The sequence below is a fragment of the Kribbibacterium absianum genome (assembly GCF_030067705.1).
GTDB classification, from domain to species: Bacteria; Actinomycetota; Coriobacteriia; order Coriobacteriales; family Atopobiaceae; genus Kribbibacterium; species Kribbibacterium absianum.
Window position 1 is genome coordinate 196,250 of record NZ_JASJEX010000001.1, and the last position, 24,097, is coordinate 220,346.

At 68.8% G+C, this 24,097-nt stretch carries 25 protein-coding genes; 17 read left to right on the forward strand and 8 right to left on the reverse strand.

Annotation, left to right across the window (positions count from 1 at the left end; genetic code table 11):
* The first annotated feature begins 8 nt into the window (after positions 1–8).
* From yqeB to msrA, 12 genes are all read left to right on the forward strand, one after another.
* On the forward strand, positions 9–818 hold the full coding sequence (gene yqeB, locus QJ043_RS00860; RefSeq protein ID WP_283712281.1) for a selenium-dependent molybdenum cofactor biosynthesis protein YqeB: 810 nt from the start codon (positions 9–11) through the stop codon (positions 816–818).
* A 234-nt stretch (positions 819–1,052) separates the two neighbouring features.
* Complete coding sequence (locus QJ043_RS00865) at positions 1,053–2,069, forward strand: XdhC family protein (RefSeq protein ID WP_283712282.1); 1,017 nt, start codon at positions 1,053–1,055, stop codon at positions 2,067–2,069.
* 64 nt (positions 2,070–2,133) lie between these two features.
* Entirely contained in the window at positions 2,134–3,018 is an 885-nt protein-coding gene (gene modA, locus QJ043_RS00870) for a molybdate ABC transporter substrate-binding protein (protein ID WP_283712283.1), read from the forward strand.
* 84 nt (positions 3,019–3,102) lie between these two features.
* Positions 3,103–3,873 (forward strand): molybdate ABC transporter permease subunit, encoded by a 771-nt coding sequence (gene modB / locus QJ043_RS00875; RefSeq protein ID WP_283712284.1) that lies wholly within the window; start codon positions 3,103–3,105, stop codon positions 3,871–3,873.
* On the forward strand, positions 3,870–4,931 hold the full coding sequence (locus QJ043_RS00880) for a sulfate/molybdate ABC transporter ATP-binding protein (RefSeq protein WP_283712285.1): 1,062 nt from the start codon (positions 3,870–3,872) through the stop codon (positions 4,929–4,931). The genes modB and QJ043_RS00880 overlap by 4 nt, the downstream gene beginning before the upstream one ends.
* A complete protein-coding gene (moaA, locus tag QJ043_RS00885; RefSeq protein WP_283712286.1) occupies positions 4,928–5,875 on the forward strand; it encodes a GTP 3',8-cyclase MoaA in 948 nt (315 codons plus the stop codon). Before QJ043_RS00880 ends, moaA begins: the two co-directional genes overlap by 4 nt.
* Before the next feature lie 2 nt (positions 5,876–5,877).
* Positions 5,878–6,462 carry a cyclic pyranopterin monophosphate synthase MoaC gene (moaC, locus tag QJ043_RS00890; protein WP_347177729.1) on the forward strand — a complete coding sequence of 195 codons (585 nt, stop codon included), beginning with the start codon at positions 5,878–5,880 and terminating at the stop codon, positions 6,460–6,462.
* Positions 6,463–6,464: 2 nt separating this feature from the next.
* Positions 6,465–6,956: an MOSC domain-containing protein gene (locus QJ043_RS00895; protein ID WP_283712287.1), complete on the forward strand. Its 492-nt coding sequence runs from the start codon at positions 6,465–6,467 to the stop codon at positions 6,954–6,956.
* Between the two features lie 180 nt (positions 6,957–7,136).
* Positions 7,137–8,210, forward strand: a complete 1,074-nt coding sequence (locus QJ043_RS00900; protein WP_283712288.1) for a molybdopterin-binding protein — start codon at positions 7,137–7,139, stop codon at positions 8,208–8,210.
* Between the two features lie 89 nt (positions 8,211–8,299).
* Positions 8,300–8,809 (forward strand): MogA/MoaB family molybdenum cofactor biosynthesis protein, encoded by a 510-nt coding sequence (locus QJ043_RS00905; protein WP_283712289.1) that lies wholly within the window; start codon positions 8,300–8,302, stop codon positions 8,807–8,809.
* Between the two features lie 165 nt (positions 8,810–8,974).
* Positions 8,975–9,277 carry a hypothetical protein gene (locus tag QJ043_RS00910; protein ID WP_283712290.1) on the forward strand — a complete coding sequence of 101 codons (303 nt, stop codon included), beginning with the start codon at positions 8,975–8,977 and terminating at the stop codon, positions 9,275–9,277.
* 36 nt (positions 9,278–9,313) lie between these two features.
* Positions 9,314–10,306 carry a peptide-methionine (S)-S-oxide reductase MsrA gene (gene msrA, locus QJ043_RS00915; RefSeq protein WP_283712291.1) on the forward strand — a complete coding sequence of 331 codons (993 nt, stop codon included), beginning with the start codon at positions 9,314–9,316 and terminating at the stop codon, positions 10,304–10,306.
* A 179-nt stretch (positions 10,307–10,485) separates the two neighbouring features.
* On the opposite strand, the gene QJ043_RS00920 is transcribed toward msrA, so the two are convergent.
* The 6 genes from QJ043_RS00920 to QJ043_RS00945 all read right to left on the reverse strand — a co-directional run bounded on the left by QJ043_RS00920 (position 10,486) and on the right by QJ043_RS00945 (position 18,925).
* On the reverse strand, positions 10,486–11,499 hold the full coding sequence (locus QJ043_RS00920) for an aldo/keto reductase (RefSeq protein WP_283712292.1): 1,014 nt from the start codon (positions 11,497–11,499) through the stop codon (positions 10,486–10,488).
* Between the two features lie 84 nt (positions 11,500–11,583).
* Positions 11,584–13,005, reverse strand: coding sequence for a glycoside hydrolase family 1 protein (locus QJ043_RS00925; RefSeq protein ID WP_283712293.1), 1,422 nt, complete (start codon positions 13,003–13,005; stop codon positions 11,584–11,586).
* 93 nt (positions 13,006–13,098) lie between these two features.
* Positions 13,099–15,024: a beta-glucoside-specific PTS transporter subunit IIABC gene (locus QJ043_RS00930; RefSeq protein WP_283712294.1), complete on the reverse strand. Its 1,926-nt coding sequence runs from the start codon at positions 15,022–15,024 to the stop codon at positions 13,099–13,101.
* A 131-nt stretch (positions 15,025–15,155) separates the two neighbouring features.
* A complete protein-coding gene (locus QJ043_RS00935; protein WP_283712295.1) occupies positions 15,156–16,091 on the reverse strand; it encodes a MurR/RpiR family transcriptional regulator in 936 nt (311 codons plus the stop codon).
* Positions 16,092–16,438: 347 nt separating this feature from the next.
* Positions 16,439–17,812 (reverse strand): APC family permease, encoded by a 1,374-nt coding sequence (locus tag QJ043_RS00940; protein WP_283712296.1) that lies wholly within the window; start codon positions 17,810–17,812, stop codon positions 16,439–16,441.
* Between the two features lie 105 nt (positions 17,813–17,917).
* Positions 17,918–18,925, reverse strand: coding sequence for a hypothetical protein (locus QJ043_RS00945; RefSeq protein ID WP_283712297.1), 1,008 nt, complete (start codon positions 18,923–18,925; stop codon positions 17,918–17,920).
* Positions 18,926–19,194: 269 nt separating this feature from the next.
* Between QJ043_RS00945 and QJ043_RS00950 the strand changes: the two genes are divergently transcribed.
* The 3 genes from QJ043_RS00950 (at position 19,195) to QJ043_RS00960 (ending at position 21,529) form a co-directional block, all read left to right on the forward strand.
* Positions 19,195–19,836 (forward strand): MerR family transcriptional regulator, encoded by a 642-nt coding sequence (locus QJ043_RS00950; protein WP_283712298.1) that lies wholly within the window; start codon positions 19,195–19,197, stop codon positions 19,834–19,836.
* Positions 19,820–20,680, forward strand: coding sequence for a hypothetical protein (locus QJ043_RS00955; RefSeq protein WP_283712299.1), 861 nt, complete (start codon positions 19,820–19,822; stop codon positions 20,678–20,680). Before QJ043_RS00950 ends, QJ043_RS00955 begins: the two co-directional genes overlap by 17 nt.
* Positions 20,681–20,806: 126 nt before the next feature.
* Positions 20,807–21,529: an EcsC family protein gene (locus QJ043_RS00960; RefSeq protein ID WP_283712300.1), complete on the forward strand. Its 723-nt coding sequence runs from the start codon at positions 20,807–20,809 to the stop codon at positions 21,527–21,529.
* A 92-nt stretch (positions 21,530–21,621) separates the two neighbouring features.
* On the opposite strand, the gene QJ043_RS00965 is transcribed toward QJ043_RS00960, so the two are convergent.
* Positions 21,622–21,930 carry a type II toxin-antitoxin system RelE/ParE family toxin gene (locus QJ043_RS00965; protein ID WP_283712301.1) on the reverse strand — a complete coding sequence of 103 codons (309 nt, stop codon included), beginning with the start codon at positions 21,928–21,930 and terminating at the stop codon, positions 21,622–21,624.
* 9 nt (positions 21,931–21,939) lie between these two features.
* Positions 21,940–22,200 carry a type II toxin-antitoxin system Phd/YefM family antitoxin gene (locus QJ043_RS00970; RefSeq protein ID WP_283712302.1) on the reverse strand — a complete coding sequence of 87 codons (261 nt, stop codon included), beginning with the start codon at positions 22,198–22,200 and terminating at the stop codon, positions 21,940–21,942.
* 367 nt (positions 22,201–22,567) lie between these two features.
* Here QJ043_RS00970 and QJ043_RS00975 point away from each other — a divergent pair, with 367 nt between their 5' ends.
* Together QJ043_RS00975 and QJ043_RS00980 are read left to right on the forward strand one after the other, a co-directional pair.
* Complete coding sequence (locus QJ043_RS00975) at positions 22,568–23,251, forward strand: ABC transporter ATP-binding protein (RefSeq protein ID WP_283712303.1); 684 nt, start codon at positions 22,568–22,570, stop codon at positions 23,249–23,251.
* Complete coding sequence (locus tag QJ043_RS00980) at positions 23,248–24,042, forward strand: ABC transporter permease (RefSeq protein WP_283712304.1); 795 nt, start codon at positions 23,248–23,250, stop codon at positions 24,040–24,042. Before QJ043_RS00975 ends, QJ043_RS00980 begins: the two co-directional genes overlap by 4 nt.
* The last annotated feature ends 55 nt before the right edge of the window (positions 24,043–24,097 follow it).

A 24,097-nucleotide genomic window follows, 5' to 3' on the forward strand; every position in this document is an offset into this window, starting at 1 on the left:
AGGGGCCAATGCTTGTTGTGATGCGGGGCGCGGGAGACCTGGCGAGCGGGATCGCGGTGCGCCTGGTGCGTGCGGGGCATCGGGTCGTGATGCTGGACGTGCCGGAGCCCACGGCCGTGCGCCGCACGGTGAGCTTCTGCGAGGCGGTTCGCTTGGGCGAGACCCTGGTGGAGGACGTTCCGGGCGTGTTGGCTGCGAGCCCTGAGGAGGCCGCGCGCCTCGCCCGGGCGGGCTCTGAGAGCGACGCCGGCCAGGTGGCGGTGCTCGTCGACCCGGAGGGGCGGAGCATCGGGGAGCTGCGGCCGGACGCGGTGGTGGACGCCATCCTCGCGAAGCGCAACCTGGGAACCAGCCGCGCGATGGCGCCCATCGTCATCGGCGTGGGCCCCGGCTTCACGGCGCCGGTCGACGTGGACGCCGCCGTCGAGACGCAGCGGGGCCACGACCTCGGCCGCGTGATCTACGAGGGGTCCCCGGTGCCCAACACGGGCGTGCCGGGCGACATCGGCGGCTACACCGTGGAGCGCGTCCTGCGCGCGACGGCCACCGGACCCTTCGAGCCGGTGGCGAGGATCGGCGACGTGGTGGAGGCCGGCAACGTGGTGGCCTACGTGGCCGGGGAGCCGGTGGTGACCCAGATCTCCGGCGTGCTCCGTGGCCTCTTGCAGGAGGGGGTGCCCGTCACGCCGGGCTTCAAGGCCGGCGACGTGGACCCCAGGTGCGCGGTCTCAAACTGCTTCACGGTCTCCGACAAGGCCCGGGCCATCGGGGGCGGCGTCCTGGAGGCGCTCGGGCACTTCGCCGGTCGGCTGAACTAGGGGACGCCCCGAACAAGAGATTCGGCTCACTCGAACCCCGTTGCCGGCCTTGGTGGGCGACGGGGTTTGTCGTGGCCCTCGGCGAGGATTCGTGACCGTTCGCCCTGTCCGGCGCTTTAGGTGGCGAAAGGGAGTCCCATACTGTGCCGCGGGCGATATCTTCTGGCGAGAATATCGGTCGAACGATATAGTTTGAAAAAGCTAACGATGCGTTACCAGCGGAAGCGAGGGGCAATGGCAGCCGAGCAGGACACGTTGCAGGACCCGGGGTTCGTGAGTTTCCTGGTGCAGGAGCTCGAGGCCGGACGTTCCCTGCCGGCCGTGTGGGTCCTTGACGTCAAGCGCTCGATGCCCCGTGACCCCGGAGCGGCGATGGTCGCGCTGGCTGACGGCTCGTTCTTGGGGACCGTCGGCGGCGGCACGGTCGAGCGCATGGCCGAGGAGCGCCTGGCCCGTATGGCCGAGGCCGGCGACGGCTGCGGCATCGAGTGGTACACCCACGAGGACACCGCGATGGCCTGTGGCGGCGACGCTCTTCTCGGGTTCACCGTGCTCACGCCGGACCAGCTGCCGTTCCTTCGTGAGCTGCAGGCGGCGCTCGACGCGGCGGCCCCTGTCTGGGTCGTCCAGGACTGGTCGCAGCCGGACGCCCCGACGTTCTCGGTCATGACGTCGGACGACCTGCTCCATGGCGACGAGGCGATCGCGCCGGTGGACAGCTTCGTCTGGCTGCCCGATCGCTCCCTGTTCATCGAGGCCACGGGCGTCGTGCCGCGCGTGCACATCTTCGGCGCGGGGCATGTGGGCCGTGCGTTGAGCCCGGTCCTCGCGTCCGTGGGCTTCGTCCCGCGCATCTACGACGACCGCCCCGCGATGGCCACGCCCGAGGCCTTCCCCGACGCCGAGAGGATCGAGGTGGGCGACTTCTGCGAGCTGGCCGCCAACGCCCCGATCGGCCCTCATGACTACGTGGTCGTCCTCACCCACGGCCATGTCGCGGACATCGACGTGCTCGAGCGGGTGATCCCCAAAGAGCCCGAGTACGTGGGCTGCATCGGGAGCCGCCGGAAGGCCGGGATCGCTCGCCGGACGCTCGTCGAGCGCGGCTGCGACCGCGCGCTCGTGGACGCCGCCTGCTGCCCGATCGGCGACGACATCCTCGCGGTCACGCCGCCGGAGATCGCCGTCTCCATCGCCGCGCAGATGATCCGCCGGCGCGCCTCCCTGCGCCCGACGCAGCCCCATTCCTGAGGGATTCACCGCGCGGGCCTCCGCGTTTGGATCGCAGCACGAGCTTTGACAGAAGGAGAACCCCATGCTCGAGATGAACCGTCGCACGTTCCTGACCGCAGGCGCTGTCGCCGCCACCGGTGTGCTCGCTGGCTGCGGCAACACTGGCACGGCGTCCGAGGACAAAGGGGTGACCGAGGCCACCGCCACGGACGCGGACAAGACCTCCGACAAGAAGCTCATCGTCTTCGCGGCCGCCTCGATGACCGAGTCGCTGGACAAGGCCGGCCAGAAGTTCACCGAGGACAACCCCGGCGTCGAGATCTCCTGCAACTTCGACTCCTCGGGCACCCTCAAGACCCAGATCCAGGAGGGCGCGCAGTGCGACGTGTTCATCTCCGCCGGTCAGAAGCAGATGAACCAGCTCGACGCGCAGGCGAAGTCCGGCAACGACGAGGGCCTCGACCTCATCGACCATGACACCCGCGTCGACCTGCTCGAGAACAAGGTGGTGCTGGCCGTGCCCGAGGGCAACCCCGAGGCCGTGAACTCCTTCGACGACTTCGCCACGAAGCTCAAGGCCGGCGAGATCCTCGTGGCGCTCGGCAACTCCGACGTGCCCGTGGGCCAGTACTCCGACAAGATCCTCGCCTACTACGACATCGACCCGGAGGCCAAGGACATCAAGAGCCACATCACCTACGGATCCAACGTCAAGGAGGTCACGACGCAGGTGGAGCAGGCCACCGTGGCCTGCGGCATCATCTACGCCACCGACGCCTTCTCGGCCGGCCTGGAGCACGTCGCCGAGGCCACCGAGGAGATGTGCGGCAAGGTCGTGTACCCGGCCGCGGTGACCAAGAACGCGCCGGAGCCCGAGCTGGCCACGACCTATCTGGACTTCCTGAAGACCGCGCCCGCCTCCGAGTGCTTCGAGGCCGTGGGCTTCACCCCGCTGTCGGAGTCCTAAGCTCGCTCGTTCCACAGCTGATGTGCAAACGGGGACTGTCCCTGTTTGCACATCAGCTTTTGTAGGTATGGCCGAGGAGGGTCTGTGGACTGGTATCCCCTTTGGAACTCGCTGCGCATCGCGGCCGTCTCGACGGCGGTCGTCTTCCTGCTCGGCATCTGGCTCGCGAACCTCGTGGCCCGGGCGCCGGCGCTCCTCAAGGGCGCGCTCGACGTGGTGCTCACGCTGCCCTTGGTGCTGCCGCCCACCGTCATCGGCTACCTGATCCTTTTGGTCCTCGGCCCCAAGCACCCGGTGGGCGAGTGGTTCCTCCAGACGTTCGACATCCGTCTGGTGATGACCTGGTACTCGGCGATCTTCGCGACCATCGTCGTGAGCTTCCCGCTCATGTACCGGACCGCCCGGGGCGCCTTCGAGGGGTTCGACCAGCGCCTCGCCCAGGCCGGCCAGACCCTGGGCCGCTCCAACACCTGGGTCTTCTGGCGCGTCAAGATGCCCTGCTGCATGCCGGGCATCGTGGCCGGTGCGGTGCTCGCCTTCGCCCGTGCGCTCGGCGAGTACGGCGCCACCTCGATGGTCGCCGGCTACACGCCCGGCTCCACGGCCACCATCTCCACGACGGTGTACCAGCTGTGGCGCATCAACGACGAGGCGGGCGCGATGACCTGGGTGCTCGTGAACGTGGCCATCTCGGCGGTGGTCCTTATCGCGATGAACCTGTTCGAGCGCCGCGCGCGCCAGGGCGCCAGCGCCGAGGTGGGCCTCGGCGCCCTCGGCAGGTGGTGGCGCGACCGCGCGGCCCGCAGGGACGCGGCTGCGGTCGCTGGCGCTGGGAACGGGGGCGGGTCGCTGTGAGCCTCTCCGTGGACGTGCACAAGGACCTCGGGTCCTTCAAGCTGGATGTGTCCTTCGAGCTGCCCCACGCCGACGAGACCCTCGCGCTCCTCGGCCCCTCCGGGTGTGGCAAGTCGCTCACCCTGGGCTGCATCGCCGGCACGGTGAGGCCGGACGCGGGGCGCATCGTGCTCGACGGCACGGTGCTCTTCGACTCCGAGAAGGGCGTCAGCCTGCCGCCCCAGAAGCGCAACGTGGGCTACCTCTTCCAGCAGTACGCGCTGTTCCCCAACATGACGGTGCTTCAGAACGTGATGGTGGGAGCCAAGGGCGACCGCGCCGAGCGCGAGCGCACGGCGCGCTCCTGGATCGACCGGATGCAGGTGACGGGGCTCGAGGGACGCAGCCCCGCCCAGCTCTCCGGCGGACAGCAGCAGCGGGTGGCCCTTGCCCGCATGTTCGCCAGCGAGCCGGCGCTCGTGCTGCTCGACGAGCCCTTCTCGGCCTTGGACGGCCACTTGCGCTGGACGCTCGAGATGGGCCTCTCGGACACCCTGAAGAGCTTCCGCGGCGGTGCGCTCTATGTGAGCCACAACCGTGACGAGGTGTACCGCCTGTGCGACTCCGTGTGCGTGGTCACCGACGGCGCGAACGAGCCCCCCGAGGCCACGCGCCGGTTCTTCGAGTACCCGCGCACGGTGCCGGCCGCCACGATCTCGGGCTGCAAGAACATCTCCGCCGCGACCGTCACGGCCGACGGGCAGCTCGAGTGCCCGGACTGGGGCGTGCGGCTGCGCACGTCGCTGCCGATCGCGGACGGCACCTGCGCGGCCGGTATCCGCGCCCACTACTTCACGGTCGCCGGCCCGGGCGAGGAGGGTAACGTGATCTGTGGCAGGGTGGAGCGTGTGATCGACAACACGTTCTCTATGATCGTGATGGTGCGCACCCTGGGCGGCGCGGCCGTCCGCTACGAGTGCGACAAGGAGCTGTGGCGCGCGCTCGACGACCCCAAGGAGGTCACATTGGTCATCGACCCCAGGTTCGTGATGCCCCTGACGGCGGGTGGGCGCTCGTGATCGATCACCTCGGCAGACAGATCGGCTACCTCAGGCTCTCCGTCACGGACCGCTGCAATTGCCGGTGCACCTACTGCATGCCCGAGCAGGGCGTGAGGTCCATCGGCCACGAGAACGTGATGACGTTCGAGGAGATGGCGGCCGTCGTGGAGGCCGCCGCGTCGCTCGGCGTGCACAAGGTGCGGCTGACGGGCGGGGAGCCGCTCGTGCGCGCCGGCGTGATGGACCTCGTGCGGATGGTCGCGGGAACGCCCGGCGTGGACGAGGTCTGCATGACCACCAACGGCTGTCTCCTGGCGCCGATGGCCGAGGAACTCAAGGCTGCGGGGCTCGACCGCGTGAACGTCTCGCTCGACACGCTCGACCCGGGGCGGTACCGGGCGATCACCCGGTGCGGGCGGCTTGAGGACGCGCTCGCGGGGCTCGACGCGGCCGAGAGGGTCGGGCTCGGCCCCGTGCGGATCAACGCGGTGCTCATGGGCGGCGTCAACGACGAGGACGTGCGACCGCTGGCGGAGCTGGCGCGGGACCGCGACCTGTCGGTGCGGTTCATCGAGCTGATGCCCATCGGCGAGGCGGCCGAGTGGCCGCGTGAGCGCTTCGTGCCGGCGGAGCGGGTGCTGGAAGAGGTGCCCGAGCTGCAGCCGACGGAGGGCGCCCCGGGCGTGGCGGAGCTGTTCTCGGCGCCGGGATGGGTCGGCACGGTGGGGCTCATCCGTCCGGTGTCGCACCGGTTCTGCTCGCAGTGCGACCGCATCCGCGTGACCGCCGACGGCATGCTCAAACCGTGCCTGCACTCGAGCCGCGAGATACCGCTTCGCGGCCTTGTGGGGAACCAATTGGTGGAGGCCATCCGGCAGGGCGTCGCGGCCAAGCCGGAGCGGCACCATCTGGAGGAGCGCGCGAGCGAGAGCCTGCGCGGCATGAACGCGATCGGGGGCTGAGCGTGGCGAAGTTGAGCGATCTGGTGGGCGCGCGAGAGCGGGCCGGGTTCCCGGCCGGGTGCGAGGTCGGGCCGAGGCCCGGCTCGCTGCGCGACGACGACCTGACCCATGTGAACGACGAGGGCCGCGCCCGCATGGTGGACGTGACGGAGAAGGAGAGGACGTCGCGGTCCGCCACGGCGGCTGGGTTCGTCTCGATGGCGCCGTCGACGGTGGAGCTGGTGCGCACGGGCGGCTGCAAGAAGGGCGACGTGCTCGCGGTGGCGCAGGTGGCCGGCGTCATGGCCGCCAAGCGCACGTGGGAGCTGGTGCCGATGTGCCACCCCATCGCGCTGACCGGCGTGGACCTGTCCTTCGACGTGCGCGAGGACGGCGTGGCCATCACGGGCACATGCCGGTGCGTGGGCGAGACGGGCGTCGAGATGGAGGCGCTCACGGCCGTGTCCGTGGCGGCCCTGACCGTGTACGACATGCTCAAGGCGCACCAGCGCGACATGGTGGTTCAGAACGTGAGGCTGCTCGAGAAGTCCGGTGGCCGGAGCGGCCATTTTGTGCGGACGGGCAGCGCGGATGCGAGGGAGGACTGACGGTGGAGGCAGCCGAGTATTTCAAGGACGCGAGCGCCGAGCCCGGTGCGACGGGCACGGTGGAGGCCGTGTGCGTGAGCGTCGAGAAGGGGACGCGCAAGGAGGCGCGGGAGTCCGTGGAGCTGGTCGTGGGCTCTGGCATCGCAGGGGACGCGCACGCGGGCCGGTGGCACCGTCAGGTGAGCCTTCTGGGCGCGGAGTCCGTGGATCTGATGCGCGACAAGGGGCTGCCCCTCGAGGCCGGCGACTTCGCCGAGAACATCCTGACGCGGGGGATCCTCTTGAACCAGCTGCCGGTGGGAACGGTGCTCGAGGTGGGGCCGGCGCTGCTGGCCGTGACGCAGATCGGCAAGAAGTGCCACAACGACTGCGAGATCAAGCGCGTGACCGGCATGTGCGTGATGCCGACGGACGGCATCTTCACGGTGGTGCTGCGCGGCGGGACCGTGCGAGCCGGCGACGCGGTCCGGGTGGTCCCCGTCGGCGACCTCTAACGCCCGGACGCTTCGGAGAGAGCCGTTTGTCCACGCCTGGACGCTTGGGAGAGAGCCGTTTGTCCACGCTTGGACGCTTGGGAGAGAGCCAAATGTCCACGCTGTCGCGGGATGGAGCGTGGACAAATGGCTTTGACCGAAGCGTCCACGATTTCTTGATTGATGAATGAGGAGGGAGCCATGCGCCAGATACCCACCGAGGAAGCCGTCGGGCAGGTGCTCTGCCACGACATGACCCAGATCGTCACCGACCCCGACAAGCCCCGCTTCAAGGGGCCCCGTTTCAAGAAGGGCCACGTGGTGCGGGAGGAGGACGTCCCCGTGCTGCTGTCCATGGGCAAGCGGTCGCTGTACGTCCTCGAGTTGGAGCCGGGCCAGCTGCACGAGAACGACGCGGCCGAGCGCCTCGCCGCCCTTATCGAGGGGCCCGGCGTCCGCCGCAAGAACGACGCGCCGAGCGAGGGCAAGATCGACCTCGTGGCCGATGTGGACGGCTGCCTGCTCGTGGACGGCGAGCGCCTCGTCGCCGTGAACTCCGTGGACGACGTCATGATCGCGACGCGCCAGGGCAACATCGCCATCAAGGCCGGCGACGATGTGGCCGGCACGCGCGTGATCCCGCTCGTGGTGGGGGAGGACGTGCTCGAAAAGGCCGAGGCCGCGGCCGGCGACGAGCCGCTCTTGACGGTGCGGCCGTTCGCGCTCAAGCGTGCCGCGATCATGGCCACGGGCTCGGAGGTGGCGACGGGCCTCATCGAGGACCGCTTCACGCCGGTGATCGCGAAGAAGCTCGAGACCTACGGCATCGAGACCGTGATGACCGCGCAGCCGGGCGACGATGCCGACGCGCTCGTGGCCTGCCTGCACGGGATGCGCGACTCCGGCGACGTGGACCTTATCGTCTGCACGGGCGGCATGTCGGTGGACCCGGACGACAACACCCCCGGGGCCATCAAGGCCAGCGGCGCCCGGGTCGTGACCTATGGGGCGCCGGTGCTCCCGGGCGCGATGATGCTGATGGGCTACTACGAGGGCGTGTTTGGCCCCAGCGACCCGCGAACGGCCCCAGGCCTGCCGGTGGTCGGTCTCCCGGGGTGCGCGATGTACAACGACGCGACGGTGTTCGACCTCGTGCTGCCGCGCATCGCGGCCGGCGTGGAGCTGACCAAGCGGGACTTCGTGACCCTCGGCGAGGGCGGCCTCTGCCTGCGCTGCCCCACCTGCACCTACCCCCACTGTCCCTTCGGAAAATGATGTGCAAACAGGGACAGTCCCCAAATGCACGTTCGACAGATGATGTGCAAACGGGGACTGTCCCCAAATGCACGCGGAGAGGAGCCGCCATGGCCGAACAGTACCGCGCCGTCGTTGTCACCGTGAGCGACCGATGCGCCGCCGGCGAGCGCGAGGACGCTGCCGGGCCGGCCGTGGCCGGGCTCCTTCGCGACAACGGCTACGACGTCCGGGCCATCGAGGTCGTGCCGGACGGCATCGACTCTGTGGCCAGTGCCCTCATCGGTGCCGCCGACTCCGCCGACGACATCGCCCTTGTCGTCACCACCGGCGGCACCGGCTTCGCGCCCCGCGACCTCACGCCGGAGGCCACCGAGCAGGTCTGTGAGCGCAGGTGCCCGGGCATCGGCGAGGCCATGCGCGCGGCGTCGGCGGGCATCACGGACCGCGCGTGGCTCTCGCGCGCCACGGCCGGCATCCGGGGGCGGACGCTGGTCGTCAACCTCCCGGGGAGCCCCACAGCAGCGGTCGAGAACCTCGCGGCGGTGATCGGCCCCATCGGCCATGGGCTCAAGATGCTGCGGGGCGGTCAGGCGGACTGCGCCAGGGAGCAAGGGTAGGCTCCCGGTCTTCCCGAGCCCTGCGAGCTTGGCTCGGATTTGGACGATACAGGCCGCCGCGCCCCGTCACGTCCGCGCGGCCGCAACGGGTAGAGTCCCGCAGGAATGAGTACATCGACGTGCGACGGGGCTCGCCCCGGGCCGCGCTGCGAGAGTGGGTCTCAGGTGGACGTCATCTATGACAAGCGCGGCTGCGCCGCCGCGTTGAAGCGTTGGCCGGGGCTGCGCGCCCGTGTCGCCGAGACGATCAGCGCCCAGGCGGCAGCCGGCTGGTTCAAGTGCAAGGGCGCCACCGGGCGCTTGTGGCACGGCCACAAGCTGCAAGAATGTCGAGTGAACGAGGCGGGCGCCGGCAGCGTGCGCGTGGCGTTCTGGGCACAGGGCGACCGCGCGGAGGTGGTCTACATCACCCCCACGCTCGTGAAGCGCGATTTCACGCGGGAGCTGGAGCGGTTCCTCGCAAGGTAAGGGCGGGGACGCTCGGGGTTCTGAAAGGAGGCGGCGATGACCGGGAGGACCGTCACGCTCGGAGGTGGCTGCTTTTGGGGCACGGAGGGTTTCCTGCGGCAGCTGCCCGGCGTGCTCGACACCGAGGTGGGCTACGCCAACTCCGTCGTGCCGAGCCCCAGCTACGAGCTGGTGTGCACCGGCGCCACCGAGGCCGCAGAGGCCGTGCGCGTGGCCTACGACCCCGCCGTCATCCCGCTGCCGCTGCTGCTCGCGGCGTACTTCTCGTCCATCGACCCTTGCGCCGTGAACCGCCAGGGCAACGACCGCGGCACGCAGTACCGCACCGGCATTTGGTGGGACGACGAGCAGGACCTGCCGGCCGTGGAGCAGGCGCTTCGGCACCTGCAGTTCGAGGTGGGCGCCCCTCTCGCGGTCGAGGCCGGGCCGCTTCAGAGCTTCTATCCCGCCGAGGAGCACCACCAGGACTACCTCGAGAAGCATCCGAGCGGGTACTGCCACGTGGACCTGACGGCGGCGCCGCGGTTCGTGGCCGCGCATGCACGCGACTTCGCGCTGGCACAGGATGCGGCGCGACGGCGGCCCGTCACCGAGACGGACGATGAGCTGGCGGCGCGTATCGGCGATGAGGCCTACCGCGTGACCCGGCGCGCGGGCACGGAGCGCCCACACTCGAGCCCGCTCAACGACGAGTGGCGACGCGGCGTGTACGTGGACGCGGTGTCGGGGGAGCCGCTCTTCCTTTCCAGCGACAAGTTCGATGCCGGCTGCGGCTGGCCGTCGTTCTCACGGCCGATTGGCGACGCGGTGCTCACGGAGGCTGTGGACCGCCAGCTCTGGCAGCCGCGCATCGAGGTGCGGAGCGCCGGAGCGGACAGCCATCTGGGTCACGTCTTTCCCGACGGCCCCGCCGAGACGGGCGGCCTTCGTTACTGCATCAACGGGGCCGCGCTGCGGTTCGTCCCGGAGGAGGAGCTGGAGGCCAACGGCCTCGGGTGGCTCAAGCTCGACGGTGGGACGGGTCGCTAGGGCACGTCCTCACCGTCGTGGACGCTTCGGTCAAAGCCATTTGTCCGGGCCTGGACGCTTCGGTCAAAGCGAATTGTCCACGCTCCATCCCGCGACAGCGTGGACAAACGGCTCTCTCCGAAGCGTCCAACCGTGGACAAACGGCTCTCTCCCAAGCGTCCGCGGTTCGGCACTCGCCGCTAGACCACGTTGCCTGCGCTTTGCTTCCCGTTCTGCGCCATCACGCCCACGAGCGCGTGCGGCCGGTAGGGCTCCTCGAGCCATGCCGCCTCCTCGTCGGTGAGCGACAGCTCCGTGGCCAGAACGGCGGCATCCAGCTGCTCTGGCGTCGTGGCCCCCACCACCGGCGCCGTCACGTTCCGGAGCAGCCACGCGAGCGCTACCGTCGCCATTGGCACGCCGCGCTTCTCGGCAAGGTCGGCCACCCGACCCTCGATGACCGCGTCCTCGTCGGCGGTGGCCCCGTACTTGACGTTGCCGTAGCCGTCGCGCCGGCTCCGCACCGTGTCCCGCGTGCCGGGACGGTGCGCGAGGCGCCCGCCCGCCAGCGGGCTGTACGGCGTCAGCGCGATCTCTTGGTCCTGGCAGAACGGCACCATCTCGCGCTCCGCCTCCCGGTGGATCAGGTTGTAGTGGCCCTGGTACGAGACGAACTCCGGCCAGCCCTGGCTCCGCGCGAGGAAGTTCATCTTGGCCATCTGCCACGCGAACGAGTTGGACAGCCCGATGGCGCGCACCTTGCCGGCGCGCACGGCGTCGGCGAGCCCCTCCATGACCTGCTCCATGGCCGTGTGGTAGTCCCACATGTGGCAGATGTAGAGGTCCACGTGGTCCATACCGAGGCGCTCGAGGCTCCGGTCGAGCCATTGGCGCACGTGCTCGCGGCCGTCGATGCCCGCGTCGATCTCCCACTGCTCCCGAGGCGTGAACTTCGTGGCCACGACCACCGAGTCACGGCTCGTGAGGTCGCGCAGCGCCCGGCCGAGGTACTGCTCGCTCGTGCCCTGCTGATAGACGGGCGCGGTGTCGAAGAACGTGACGCCGGCCTCCAGCGCCCGCTTCACGCTGACGCGGCAGGCCTGCTCGTCCAGGGTCCAGCCATGCTGGCCGAGCGCCGGGTCTCCGAAGCCCATACAACCCAGGCAGATGCGGCTCACCTCGATGCCGGAGGTGCCGAGCGGTGCGTACTCCATGACAAGTCCTTTCGTGAGCGAAGGGCACGATGCCCGTGCGGACAGAGCGGGGCGCCCGAACCTGCGGGCGCCCGACACGCGCCGTCAGGCCGCTTCTGGCTGCTCCGCCAGAGAGGCCCCGTTGGTCTCGATCACTTCGCGGTACCAGTGGAACGAGTCCTTGGGGATGCGCTCGAGGCTCCGGAGGTCGCACTCGTCGCGGTCCACGTAGACAAAACCGTAGCGTTTGGCGTAGCCGTTGTGCGTGCTGACCAGGTCCATGAACGACCAGGGGCAGAAACCGATGAGGTCCACGCCGTCCGACAGGGCCAGCTGCGCCTGCTCGAAGTGCATCTGCAGGTAGTCGATGCGGTACTGGTCGTGCACGCCGCCGTCGGCGGCCACCTCGTCGTGGGTGCCGAGGCCGTTCTCGGTGATGAGGATGGGCATCGCGTAGCGGCTCGCGATGCGGCGGAGCGTCGTGCGGAGCCCCACCGGGTCCACGATCCAGCCGTACGGTGTCTGCGTCAGGTGCGGGTTGGTGCCGGCGCGGTACACGCCCTCCTCGCCGATCATCACCTGCTGGTCGCCGTTCCTCGGGGCGCGGTCGTGGCCGTCGTTCTTGGGCGCCTTGACCGTCGCCGTGGCGTAGTAGTTCACGCCGAGGAAGTCCGGCTTGGCCGCTGCGAGCAGCTCGGCGTCACCGGGCTCCATCTCGGGCGTGCACCCGCGCTCCTCCAGGTAGCGCCACACGAGCGGGTTGTACCGCCCGTAGCAGGCGACGTCCAGATACAGCCAGCAGCGGATGGACTCCCAGTCGTCGGCGGCGATGGCGTCGGCCGGGTCGCAGGTCTCCGGGTAGATGGCCGTGATGTTGGGCGCCGGCCCGATCTTCGCGTCCGGCCAGAGCTGGTGCAGCAGAAGCGTGGCCTTGGCGCTCGCGACGAACATGTGGTGGCACTGCTGGTAGAGCTCGCGCTGCGACGGCGTGCGCCCGGGGTTCATCGCGTTTGGGTGGTTGATCATCACGTTCTGCTCGTTGATGGTGAGCCACATCTTGACGCGGTCCCCAAAGTGCTCGAACAGCACCCGGGCGTAACGCTCGAAGGCGTCCGTGGTGCGCCGGTTCGCCCAGCCGCCGGCCTCGTGGAGCGAGAGCGGCAGGTCGAAGTGGTACATCGTGACGATCGGCTCGATGCCGTGGGCGATGAGGGCGTTCACGAGGCGGTCGTAGAACGCGAGGCCGGCGGGATTGGGGTCGCCGAACGGGTCGGGCATCACGCGGGCCCAGGCCACCGAGAAGCGATAGGCCTTGAGGCCCATGCGCGCCATGAGCTCGACGTCCTCCTCGACGTGGTGGTAGTGGTCGCTCGCAACCTTGAAGTCGGCCTGGCCGCGGGGCTCGTGGAGGTCCTGGACGCTCGGCGCCTTGCCGTCCTGGTCCCAAGCACCCTCCACTTGGTAGGCGCTGGTCGAGGCGCCCCAGAGGAAGCCCTCGGGGAAGGGCGCGAGGTTGGTGTGGAACATGGTGGCTCCTTTGCGGGTGCGCGCTCTTTGAGCGCTCGTGGACGAGATGGGCGGCGGGGCGTCAGGCGCGGGCAGGACGCCCCGCTCCGGTGGTCATGCGCTAGCTGGGGCCATGGCGGTGGGGCTGGGCTCGGCAGCGTCGGCGGCGTGCCGCACGAGGCGCAGGAGGCTCCGCTCGCCGGCCTCCACGGGGCCCTTCTCCAGCAGCTGAACGGAGTCGTAGGCCGGGGTGTTGGTCACGACCACCATCGTCTGCGGGGTGTAGCCGGCGGCACGGATGGCGTCGATGTCGAACTCCACGAGCAGCTGCCCTGCGGTGACGGTGTCGCCCTGCCTCACGTGTCCGGTGAAGCCCCGGCCGTTGAGCTCGACGGTGTCGACCCCGATGTGGATGAGGGCCTCGGCGCCGTCGGGAGCTGTGATGCCGACGGCATGGTTGGTGGGGAAGAGCGCGGTCACGGTGCCCGAGAACGGGGCCACGACGCGGCCCACGGAGGGGTCGATGGCGGCCCCGTCTCCCATCATGAGAGACGAGAACACGGGGTCGGAGGACTCGGACAGCGGCTTCGCGGTGCCGGTGACGGGGCAGAGGAGCGCCTCGGTGGTCGCGGGCTCGGCGGCGGGCTCTGCAGCCGCGGGCTCTTCGGAGCCCTGCTCGCCCATGCGGGCGGAGAGGGCCAGCGCCACGACAGCCGTCACGGCCATGCCGATGACCATGGCGATCACGATGTTGAGCATGTACTGGAGCGTGTCGTCGCCGATGTAGAGCAGAACGGCGGGGAGGCCGGACGAGCCCGTGGCAAAGCGGTGCGTGTGGGTGAGGCCGGCGTACAGGCCGCCGCAGGCGCCACCGATCATGGAGGAGATGAGCGGCCATTTGAGGGGCAGGTTGACGCCGTAGAGGACGGGCTCGGTGATGCCCATGTAGGCGGTGATGGAACCGGAGGTCGCGAGCTCGCGGGTCTTCGCGTCCTTGGCCCGGAAGGCCACGATCGCGCCGGCGGTCGCCTGGCACATGTTGGACACGAAGCAGCCGGGCCCGAAGATGCTGTCGTAGCCGAGCTGGGACATCTGCATGACGCCGAGCGGGGCGATGCCGTTGTGGATGCCGAACATCACCATGACGGGAAGCAGGCCGCCGATGAGGAGCGCGGGCGCCCAGGCGGCGTTCTCGGCGAGGAAGGTGAACGCCACGGCGAGCCACTGGCCGACGATGTAGCCGATGGGGCCGAGCACGGAGAAGGCCAGCGTGCCCATGACGAGGAAGGTCAACAGCGGCACGAACACGAGGTTGATGGCCTTCGGGATGTGCCGGTCCAGCCACTTCTCCACAAAGGGCTGCACAAAGACGACGAGGATGACCGGGATCACGCTGGACCCGTAGGACGCGAGCGTGAACGGCACCACGCCGAAGAAGCTGACCGGCTCCCCGGCCGTCACGAGGGACGTCCAGTTGGGGTGCAGCATCATGGCAGCGACCCCGGCCGCAAGGATGGGGTTGCACTTGAGCTTCTGGGCCTCGCAGTAGGCGAGCAGGATCGGCAGGAAGTAGAAGACCGCGTCGGCGAAGGTGTTGAGCATGTAGTAGGTCTGCGAGGAGCTGTCGATGACCGAGAAGGTCACGAGGAGCGCCATCACGGCCTTGATCATGCCCGCGCCCGAAAGGGCCGGGATGATGGGTTGGAACGTGCCGGAGACGAAGTCGATCACGGCCTCGAGGGGGCTCGGCTTCTTCTCGGTCTCCGCAGGCCCTGCGGCGCCCTGGGACAGATCTAGGAGCGGCGCCACCTCAGCGAACACGTCCTCCACGTGCGGGCCGATGACCACTTGGGTCTGGCCTGCGGAGTGCAGGACGCGCATCACGCCGTCGATGGCGTTGAGCGCGTCGTCGTCCACGACGCTCTCGTCCGCGAGGCTGAAGCGCAAGCGCGTCTGACAATGGAACGCGTTGGTGACGTTGCCCTTGCCGCCCACCTGGGCGACGATCTGTTGGGCGAGGCTCTGGTACTGGCCGCTCATGTCCCTGCCTTTCCTGGTTGCGAGGCTGCGACGCCCCTGCTCCTGGTCTTGAGGAGGACTCTAGGGGGCGCGGAGGCCCGACACATGCGGATTCGAACTGGTCGGAACAAGGTTTCGCGGCGCGCGTCGTTCTAGGGCCGAGGACGTGGAACTTCGCGAAACGAGGCACGGGGGAGCGGTCGTGCCGCGCGCAGCTCCTCGAGGGAGACCTTGCGCTCGTCCTCCAACTGGCGGGCCCCTTCGATGCGGTAGGCGAGGTTGCGCTCGTAGTCGCGCGCGAAGAGGCACGCGAAGAGCGCGTTCAGGATGTAGTTGATGGACTCCTCGGTGGCGAAGTTGGCCACCTTGGCGTAGAGGTGCTCGTGGCTCGAGATGGTGAACGTGCAGGGAACCGTCTCGCGCAGGTAGTTGTGGCCGGCGCTGGTGAGGCCGATGACCATGACGCGGCGGTTCATGAGCGTCGGGATCTGGCGCAGCGGGTTGGCGTTGGGGTTGTCGCCCGAGTAGGAGATGACGACGGCCAGGTCGTCGGGCCCGAGCGAGCGCGCGGTGATCCCGTACTCGCCGTCAGGGACCGTGTGGGCCTGTTTGCCGATGGACAGCAGCTTGCGACAGAAAAGGTCCGCCACAAAGGAGTTGGGCGCGATGCCGAACACGGCCACGGACGTCGCTCGTTGCAGATAGAGGACGGCACGCTTGAGGGCGCCCCGGTCGAGCAGGGCGAAGGTGTCCGCGATGGCCTCTGCCGACAGGTCGCCGATGGCCTGGATGATCTGTTCGTCCGTGTTCTCGGCCGTGAAGGGGAGGTTGACGTCCACGGCGGTCCGGTTGCGCTCACGGCGCCGCTCTTCCTGCATGAAGGCCCGCAAGAAGTCGCGCCAGCCGGAGAAGCCGAGCGTCTTCGCGAAGCGCACGACGGTGGGCTTGGATGTGAAGGTGGCCTCGGCGATGTCGGCGATGGTGAAGTCGTCCAGGTGGTCGTGGTTCTCGAGCACGAAGTCGCCGATGGCGCGGCGGGCGTCGTCGTGGCGGAGCGCGAGCTCCTCGATGCGGTGGGTGAGGTACATGGCCTCTCCTCGGACTCTGATAAGAATCTGAATTCCGAGGATATCATGAGTCCTGCTGCAGCCGGCACTTGCCCACGCCGTGGACGCTTCGGTCAAAGCCATTTGTCCACGCTCCAGCCCGCGACAGCGCGGGCGGACGGCTCCGACGCGAGCGTCCGGGAGCCCCGCCTCGCACTGCGGACGCTTCGGTCAAAGCGAAATGTCCACGCTCCATCCCGCGACAGCGTGGACAAACGGCTCTCTCCGAAGCGTCCAACCGTGGACAAACGGCTCTCTCCCAAGCGTCCAGGCGCGGACAAGCGGCTCTCTCTCAAGCGTCCGCGCGGCGCCGAGCGTCCGCGTCCGCGCTAGCCGAGGGCCATCTTCACGTGGAAGACCCTCGTCGCCACGAGGTACACGATGATGCCGAGAGCGCACCAGCCCAGGCCGACCCCGATAGCGAACGCGCCGAACGACGCCAGGATCACCGCGATGGCGAGCGCGCCGAAGGCCGGCAGCACGCACAGCCTGAAAGGCCTCGTGCGGTCGTGCCCCTTGACCCAGCAGAACCAGAGGACCGCCACGTCCACCATGAGATAGGTGGCAAGCGCGCCGAAGTTGGTGACCTTGGTCACGGCGTCCATGCCGAGCGGCAGCAGCAGGAAGAGCAGCGCGATGGACACGATGGCCACGAACACGCTGGCGGTCCTTGGCGAGTTCGTCCCCTGGTCGAACTCCGCGAGCCTCTTGGGCATCGCGTTCTCGCGCGCCATGATATAGAGTACGCGGCTCACGGACACCACGGAGCTGAGGCCGGAGAACACGCCCATGGCGAGCGCGAGGCCCACAGCGCACAGCACGCCGAACCACTCGCCCCCCACGGCGCCGGCCACCAGGTAGAACCCGTTGGACGCGTCGTGTGCGAACAGGTTGCCGGACGGGTCCACCAGCTGGGCGAGCAGGCACTCGCCGATGAAGAGGACACCGACCACGAGCACGGTGAGCCACGTGGCGCGCTCGGGGTCCCTGCCCGGGTTCTTGGCCTCTTGCGTGAGGGTCGAGATGGAACCGAATCCCAGGTAGGAGAGGGCGCACACCGACACCGCCGAGAACAGCGCGCCCACGTTGAGGCCCGAGCTGTCGCTGTCGGCCATGAGCGCGGCGGCCTCGTCGGCCATGATGGGGCCGACGGTCACCAGACGGCGCACGACGAAGAACACGAACATCGCCACGATGACCAGCTCGCCCGCGAGCGCGATGCGGTTGACCACCACCGTGGCCTTGAGCTTGCGGAGGCTCACGACGGTGACGAACGCCATGATGAGGAGCGCCCAGCCCCAGACCGGGACCTCGGGCACGTACTGGTTCAACGCCTGACCGGCCAGGATGTACATGAGGTCCGGATACACGAGGTACTGGAGCAGCAGCATCCACCCGCCGACGAAGCCCGCCCCCGTGGAGAGGCCCTTCGCGCAGAACGTGAACACCGAGCCGGAGCTGGGCCAGCGGCGGATGGCGTCGCCAAAGCAAAAGGCGGTGGGGATCAGGCACACAAGGCCGAGGATGTAGGCCTGCGCCGGCGCGCCGCGTGAGATGTCGAAGACCTGGCCGTAGACCGCGAACGGCGACAGCGGCACGAGCATTACCATGCCGTAGAACAGCAGGTCGCCGAGGGTGAGGGTCCGCTGGAAGCCGGCGTTGTCGGCGCCGGTCGCAGGAGTGGGCTTGGCGGTCTGGCTCACGATGCCACCTCTTCTTCTGTGTCCGTCGATTTGTCCTAAGGGCACATACCCCGTTTTGGTGAACGCCCATGGCGAACGGGGCGCACGGTCGCACGAGGCGTGCGCCTAGATGTCCACCGCGCGGACGTAGCGCCCGTCGAAGAGGCGCCCCACCTGGTAGCGGCCGGCGCAGGACTCGTTGGCCAGCCACACGCGCCCGGCGCGCCGGCAGATGCCCTCGCCCATGGGCGGCATGCGGAGCCGGTCGACGAGCGTCCGGCCGTCGAGGAACCCGAGCGGCACCTCCGTCCCCGCCACAAGGATCGTGCCCTCGGGCTCCAGGCAGGCGGCCCCATAGCTCAGCAGGTGGCCCTCGCCGATGCCCGCCGCCTGCGACAGCACGAGACCGCCCTGGCGTCCGGCGCACATGCCCTGGATCGCGCCCGGAATCGACAGGGCGAGGTCGGGCTGCGCCGAGACCCCGTACGGCGCCGACGTGTCGAGCGGGAAGCGCAGCGCAAGCGCGGGGTTCTCCGTGCCGTCAGGGCAGGTGAGGTGGTGCGAGTCCGGGGTCTCGTAGAGGACGGGGCAGTGATACTCGCCCACCCACAGCGCGTCGTCCCAAACCCCGAGGAACGCCGGCATCAGGAACAGGTTCAGGTACCCGTCACCGTCGATGACGTCGCCGTTCTCCGCCGATGCCAGCGCCTCGGCGGAGAACGCGAGGGCGCCGGTGCGTGTGGTCAGGAACGCCCACGGCCCGGCAACGGCGATGCCCGCGCCGTGGCCCGAGTCAATCGTACCGTCCGGGCGCCGCACCTGGAGCGAGACCCACTGGCCGTGGGTCGTGCGCTTGTAGACCGGGCAGTGGCCCTTCCATGACCGGTCGCCCAGGTACCCGCTCACGAGCCACTGGTCCGAGCCCTCGTCGTACAGGACGTCCTGGGGGTCGAACCCCGTGCCGAGTCCCGGCAGCTTGAACTCGCGGGTCGAACGCTCGTAGAACTCCTTGCAGGAGCTCCGCACGTGCGCGCGATAACCGGCGACCGCCGCAGCCCCAGCCGCGGCAACGCCGACGAGTCCGGCGGCCGTTCGCAGGGCCAGCGTGAGCGTGGGGTGGTCTTTGAGCGCCATGGTGCCTCCTTGTACGCGATTCGCAGGTTCCTACCCGTGGCGAGCGCCCCTCCGGCCCCGGACGGGTCGTGGTGCCTCGCAAGAATCACAGCCCCTCTCACGAGGGGTCGACCGGCCCCACATCCGAGTGAGAGGGGCCGCCTATGGCTCGCACTGACTGGGCTCGTACTGATCGGGCCCGCACCGACCGGGCGGACGTCGCGATTGCGGCGCCCGCCGCTTGCTGTTCACTGCTTGAACGGCTTGGCTGGACCCAGGGAGGGGTTTCCATGGTTCCAGACACGCCGCGTCGCGGCTGGCGCATCTCGGAGGTCGAGGCGTTGCTCGGCCTCGCCCGGCGCGACATCCAGCGCTGCTGCTACACCGGCCGCGGCGGCGTCGGGATCCTGGAGCCCGAGGACTCAGCCTGGGGCAGGCGCACCTACAACGTGCGCGACCTCGCCCAGCTGTTCCTGGTGCGCCAGTACCGGCGACAGGGGCTGAGCCTGCCCGAGGTCAAGCAGGTGCTCGACGACCACTGCGCGACCGGTCGCACCGTGCGGGACCTGCTCGCGATCCAGGTAGACCGCCTGACCGACCAGGCCGACGAGGTCCTCGGGCAGCTGCTGCAGGCACAGACCCTGCTCGCGGCCGTCTCAGAGCAGCCCGGGGCTGTGGAGGAAGTGGTCGAGCGCCAGGTCCAGGCGCGCACGGCCTTGCAACCGGGCGCGTCTCGGGGCATTCCAGCCCACGGCCGCCCCTCGTGGATGGCGACCCTTCTGGGCTCTCAGGACCTGCTGGACAGCCCCGGCATGGCGCTGGCGGTGGACCTGTGGTTGGGGCCAGGGGCGACCAGGGCGCTGCGCGAAGCGTGCGCGTCCGTGAATCAAGCGACGGAGGAAAGAGGAGAGAACGATGAAGCGGTTCAATGAGCGGCCGATGAGCCGGCGGGCGTTTGTCGGATGCGCGGGCCTTCTGGCCCTGGGACTGGCGGGCTGCGGAGGGTCCGGCGGCGCGGGCTCGGGCGCCGAGGGCACGCACACGAGCGCCGAGAGCGCCAAGCCGGCGCCCGTCGACGAGGCCCCGAAGACCTCGTCGGATCCCAAGGTGCAGTACATCAAGAACTACAAGGGGCAGAACTGCGCGAACGTGGGCTACGGTGCCCTCAACGGCTGGCGCATGGACCGGCTGGGCGCGGGCTACGTGCGGCTCGTGTTCGTGGAGCCGTCGGGCGTGTTCGTCGATCCCGAGGACGAGGAGCAGCTCAAGGAGTACGTGGTCTTCGACCAGAGCCTGCCTATGAACACGCAGGTGGACTTTGTGATGGAGAAGCGCGAGAACGGCGATGACTACGACAACCTCGTCGATTGGCAGAGCCACAGCGAGGTGGTGCTGGCGGTGAAGAAGGTGGGGGAGCGCGACCCCCAGCCCGTGGACATGACCCAGATCAAGGCGTTCCCCGACAAGTTCACCGCCTATGTGCGCGACTACGTGGGCCGCAACCTGGCCGAGTGCGGGTACGTGGCGCTCAACGGCAACATCATGGACATGTACGGGCCGGGCTACCTCGAGCTGCGGACGGCCACCGAGGACGGCTCGTACGTGGACCCCGAGGACACGGACGCCATCGTGCAGTACGTGGTGGTCTCGCAGGACGTGGCCCCCAACACAGAGTTCACGATGCAGCCCACCACGGCCACGAACGGCGAGGTCTACGACATGGTGAGCTCGCAGTCGCTGGAGGCGGTGACGCTGTCGCTGAGGAGGCTGGCCTAGTACGGGACGAACCGATGGCGGGCGTCCAGTGACGTGTGGGCCAGCAAAACTTCAGTTTACGATAAGCTATTTTGAACACCGGGAGGGGTCGCGGTCTGCGACCCCGCCGCCTGATGGGGAGGAACCATGGAGGACCGAGCGAAGCTGCCGAACGCGGATGACATCGTCAAGCTCTTTGACACGCTCTATGAGAAATGCCTCGACGGCATTCCCGTCGTGAGCCCGCCGGTCTCGGATTTGGTCGCGGACTATCTCGAAAAAGACCCCGACCCCGCGAAGGCCTGTCGGAACATGCACCGGAACCAGGTGATCAAATGCACCACGTCCGGCGTGATCACCGGCTTCGGTGGTCTCATCACCATGCCAGTGACGATTCCGGCCAACCTGGGTTCGGTCCTGTACGTGCAGATGAGAATGATTGCGGCCACGGCCCAGATGGCCGGCTACGACCTCAAGTGCGACCAAACCCAGACGCTCGTGTATGCGTGTCTCGCCGGCGTGTCGATCACCGAGGTGTTCAAAGCGTTCGGCGTGCAGCTGGGCGAGAAGTTGGCCGTGGGGATGATCAAGAAGATACCTGGCACGGTGCTCACGCGCATCAACCAGAGGCTGGGCTTCCGCTTCGTGACCAAGTTCGGACAAAAGGGCATGGTGAACCTGGGGAAGATGGTCCCGGTTGTGGGCGCTGCCGTGAATGGCGGCTTCGACTACGTCGAGACGCAGATCCTCGCCAAACGTGCTCACAAGTGGTTCTTCGAGGGCGACTTTGAGGCGTACGCGACGGATCTTGGGGAGAACGATGGGGTCGAGGACGCACCGGAGGCCGAGTACACGATTCCGTCTGAATAGCTAGCCGTTCCCTCCGGTCTCGTGCCCGTCCGACTCTGCGTTAGCAGTAGTGACGGTTCTCGCGAAGTGCGCCACGAGCTGCTTGATTGGATTCAAGCTTGGGACCTCCCGTACACCTCGTTGTGGGTGCCGGTCCGCACGAGGAGGATCTCGTCGCCGCATCGCCGGTACATGAGCACCCACGTGTCGGCGGGAGGGTTGGGCGCGGAGTCGACATGGATCGACCTGTTGCCGGACAAGGGACCCGAGAGCGAGTGGTCCCCGTACGCGCGGGGCAGTGGCACGGAGTCCGAGGCCAGCAGGTCGGTCACGGCTCGCTTTAGGGCATCCGTATCCCAGTGCCGCTTTTGGCAGGCCTTCACGTCGCGCCGGAAGCGCGGGGTGAACGAGGCTCTGAGCATCCAAGCCCCCTAGATGTCCAGCGCCTCGAAGACGCTCTCGGCGGTCGCGTAGGTGACGTGTTCCGGGTCGGCCTCAATGGCGTCGGCCTGAGCCACGGCCTCCATGGTTTCGGCTGGCACATCGCCATGCACGTCCAGCGGCCTGATCTCCACCCAGGGGCGGTTGTGGCGGAACACGGTCACCGGGACGCCGGTCCTGTTGGCCTCGGCGGTGATGCGCGAGAAGTTGGTCTTTGCGTCGGCCATCCCGACGGTGACGACGGTTCCCATGATTCCTCCTTGGAAAGGGCTCGTTACAGCCTCGATTATAGGGCTGGTTGCCCCATTCTTGGGGCGCCCATTGCGAGCCGTCGACGAGCATGGCGGGTGCAGCGTGCTCGCCTCCGCCGTGGCGGAGGGCTTGGGGCGCACGGGCTGGCATCCCTCCGCCGTCGGGGCGTCCTCCTTTTGAAGGACGCGCTGGTCGAGCGTGGCGGTCCCGGGCGCACGAGCCTCGCCGCCACCGTGCTCAGCAGCTCCTGCTCGCCAAGGACTGACTGCTATCCGGCCGCCCCACTGCATTCCTGAAACCTAGGGACTTTCGCAGGCGCGAATGGGCACATGGTTATCGTCGTTAGCCATTGAATCGGGAGCCCTCATGGCGCAGCCGTTGTTCCAAGCCACCTCCGTCACCGTTGCCTATCGCCGGGGAGGGCGGCCGTTCGCGCCGTTCTCGGGCGTGAACCTCTCGCTCGAGGCTGGGCGCATGTACGACCTCGTGGGGCCGTCCGGCTCGGGCAAGTCGACGCTTCTCGAGGCCTGCGCCCGCACAGTCCCGAGGAGCGCGGGCGAGCTGTTCTTGGCGGGGGAGTCCGAGAGGGACATCCCGCCCGTGCAGTGGCGTCGCCGCGTGTGCCTGGTGCCGCAGGTGGCGACGCTGGTGCCCGGCACCGTGGGCGACAACCTGCGGTGGCCATGGACGCTCAAGGTGAACGCGGGCGCGAAGCCGCCGAGCGACGCGGAGCTGGTGGCGCTCCTCGAGAAGGCCGAGCTGGGTGATGTGCCGCTCGACCGTGACGCCGCCCAGCTCTCCGGCGGCCAGCGGGCGCGCGTGGCGGTGCTGCGCGCGTTCGCGACGTCCCCGCAGGTGCTGCTCCTGGACGAGGTGGACGCCGCGCTCGACGACGAGTCCGCGCTCGCCGTGGGGCGCCTGACGCGCGAGCTGGTGCACGGGGAGACCGCCTGTCTGAGGATCCGCCACCGCCAGGCGGACGGGCTCGCGGACGGCACGTTCACGCTGGCGGACGGGCGTCTGTCCTACGTGGAAGGGAGCCTGCGATGAGCTCCGGCGTCATCCCTATCGGCAACCTGCAGCTCGCCCTTGCCAGCGGGTTCCTGCTCGCGGCGGGCATCGTGTCGTGGCGACTCGCGCTCGGCGAGGGCAAGCGCATCGCCATCGCCGGCGCGCGCGGGTTCCTGCAACTCTTGGCCATGGGCTTTCTGCTCGTGTACCTGTTCCGGTACCAGAGCTGGTGGCTCGTGCTGCTCGTGGTGCTTGGGATGATCGCGGCGGCGACACAGATCGCGCTGGACCGGGTGAGGCACGCGGTGCCGGGGCTCGCGCCCGATGTGTTCGCCTCTATCCTCGTCACGTCGGTGGCCATCACCTTCATCGTCGTGGACGGGATCATCGGTCCGGACCCGTGGTACTCGGCGCGCCAGTTCGTGCCCATCGCGGGCATGGTGATCGGCAACACGATGAGCGCGGTGGCGGTGGCCATCGGCCGGCTGTTCAGCGACCTCGACGCGCGCGAGGAGGAGATCCACACGATGGTCTCGCTCGGTGCGACGCCCCGGGAGGCGGCGTTCCCTTCGATCAAGGCGGCCGTCGGCGCCGGGCTCACGGGGCCCTTGGCGACCCTCAGCGCGGCAGGGCTGGTGCAGATACCCGGCATGATGACCGGCCAGATCCTTGCGGGCGCGGACCCGGTCATGGCCGCGAAGTACCAGGTCGTCGTGCTCCTGATGCTGACGGCGGCCACCGCCGTCTCGGTGGTGACGGTCTGCTACCTGACCTACAGGAAGCGCTTCTCCGACGAGGGCTACTACCTGGGACGGGCGTTAAGGGACTGACGTCTGAGGGACGGATGCGGAGCCTTCCTGTGCAGGGTTGCAGTGTCCGGTTTCG

Bases quoted from the DNA above. Each gene is read 5' to 3' on its own strand.
- QJ043_RS00935 (WP_283712295.1), bottom strand. From the start codon at position 16,091: ATGTACCTCACCCACCGCATCGAGGAGCTCGCGCTCCGCCACGACGAC.
- modA (WP_283712283.1), top strand. From the start codon at position 2,134: ATGCTCGAGATGAACCGTCGCACGTTCCTGACCGCAGGCGCTGTCGCC.
- QJ043_RS00970 (WP_283712302.1), bottom strand. From the start codon at position 22,200: ATGGGAACCGTCGTCACCGTCGGGATGGCCGACGCAAAGACCAACTTC.
- QJ043_RS00865 (WP_283712282.1), top strand. From the start codon at position 1,053: ATGGCAGCCGAGCAGGACACGTTGCAGGACCCGGGGTTCGTGAGTTTC.
- msrA (WP_283712291.1), top strand. From the start codon at position 9,314: ATGACCGGGAGGACCGTCACGCTCGGAGGTGGCTGCTTTTGGGGCACG.
- QJ043_RS00955 (WP_283712299.1), top strand. From the start codon at position 19,820: ATGAAGCGGTTCAATGAGCGGCCGATGAGCCGGCGGGCGTTTGTCGGA.
- QJ043_RS00980 (WP_283712304.1), top strand. From the start codon at position 23,248: ATGAGCTCCGGCGTCATCCCTATCGGCAACCTGCAGCTCGCCCTTGCC.
- QJ043_RS00905 (WP_283712289.1), top strand. From the start codon at position 8,300: ATGGCCGAACAGTACCGCGCCGTCGTTGTCACCGTGAGCGACCGATGC.
- QJ043_RS00975 (WP_283712303.1), top strand. From the start codon at position 22,568: ATGGCGCAGCCGTTGTTCCAAGCCACCTCCGTCACCGTTGCCTATCGC.
- QJ043_RS00925 (WP_283712293.1), bottom strand. From the start codon at position 13,005: ATGTTCCACACCAACCTCGCGCCCTTCCCCGAGGGCTTCCTCTGGGGC.
- QJ043_RS00960 (WP_283712300.1), top strand. From the start codon at position 20,807: ATGGAGGACCGAGCGAAGCTGCCGAACGCGGATGACATCGTCAAGCTC.
- yqeB (WP_283712281.1), top strand. From the start codon at position 9: ATGCTTGTTGTGATGCGGGGCGCGGGAGACCTGGCGAGCGGGATCGCG.
- QJ043_RS00950 (WP_283712298.1), top strand. From the start codon at position 19,195: ATGGTTCCAGACACGCCGCGTCGCGGCTGGCGCATCTCGGAGGTCGAG.
- QJ043_RS00945 (WP_283712297.1), bottom strand. From the start codon at position 18,925: ATGGCGCTCAAAGACCACCCCACGCTCACGCTGGCCCTGCGAACGGCC.
- QJ043_RS00965 (WP_283712301.1), bottom strand. From the start codon at position 21,930: ATGCTCAGAGCCTCGTTCACCCCGCGCTTCCGGCGCGACGTGAAGGCC.
- QJ043_RS00900 (WP_283712288.1), top strand. From the start codon at position 7,137: ATGCGCCAGATACCCACCGAGGAAGCCGTCGGGCAGGTGCTCTGCCAC.
- QJ043_RS00920 (WP_283712292.1), bottom strand. From the start codon at position 11,499: ATGGAGTACGCACCGCTCGGCACCTCCGGCATCGAGGTGAGCCGCATC.
- QJ043_RS00930 (WP_283712294.1), bottom strand. From the start codon at position 15,024: ATGAGCGGCCAGTACCAGAGCCTCGCCCAACAGATCGTCGCCCAGGTG.